This is a genomic window from Mesorhizobium sp. LSHC420B00 (genome assembly GCF_000503055.1).
In the GTDB taxonomy this organism is placed as follows: Bacteria; Pseudomonadota; Alphaproteobacteria; order Rhizobiales; family Rhizobiaceae; genus Mesorhizobium.
Map to the genome: position 1 here is coordinate 1 of NZ_AYVY01000079.1, position 934 is coordinate 934.

The 934-nt window shown below is 60.8% G+C and carries 1 protein-coding gene; it reads right to left on the reverse strand.

Annotated features, from left to right (window positions below; all coding sequences use genetic code 11):
• Window positions 1-237 precede the first annotated feature (237 nt).
• A partial coding sequence (locus X760_RS73535; RefSeq protein WP_023723262.1) for a type IV secretion system protein occupies window positions 238-934 on the reverse strand: 697 nt, incomplete at its 5' end.

Genomic DNA, 934 nt, shown 5'->3' on the forward strand with positions numbered 1-934 from the left:
GTCCTCGCCGATGTTGTCAATGCCACCGAGGATGCTTGCGGCGAGACCGTTCATGGATCCTCGTCAATGATGCTGGCGAACGGCGTTGAATTGACCGGCTTCAGCGCGCCGCATTCGTCGGTGTGGGCATACGCCAAAGGCCCGCACGGAGCTTTCAGTTCGCGATTAGCGCATCCAAAAAGCCCCGCGCCGAGCCCAATCACAACGCATATGCGCAGGACTCGCCTCGACAAGCGCTCAGCCCCCGCTCTTGCCGAATTCCGCGAATGGATTGACGGTGCGCGGCGTCATCATCTTCTGCACCTGGCTCTGGCGAAGAAGATCTCCCTTCAGCTTCTCATTCAGGGCCGCGACCGCACCGTTCTGCACGCCGATCAGTTCGTTGACCGCGCGCGCGTTTTCCAGCTGCATTCGTGTGTTCTGGTCCACCGATCCCTTGACGTCCTGTGACTGCCCGATCTGCCCGCTCGCGGACTGCAGGGACCGTTGGCGCTGGGTGACACCTTGCGAGGCCTGCGAAGTCAGCGCGCTTAGCAGCGAGGCCACGTTGACGCTGCCGCCATAGGCCGTGTTGACGGCGCTCGTCTCTTTGCCGGCAATCTGCTGGAGCTGCTTCACCAGCTGGAGCCCGTTGATGACGGCGCCGGCGATTTTCTGGATTTCGGGCGAAAGGCCGCCAAACGAAAGAGCCCCGCCGTTCAGGATCGATCCGAACGACGGCGCCTGGGCAATCGACATATTGCCGCCAAGGCCCATCTGTCCGATCCCGAGCGATCCGTCACGACTGCCGCTGAGAGCCTGCAGGATCTCGTCGCTCTTTTTCAGGATATCCTTGTTCGAATCCATGATGGAGTTGGTATTGTCCGCATTCTTGCGGGCTATATCGAGATTGGCGCCATCAATGACGGCAATCTGTGCATGGGCCGTGCTTGCC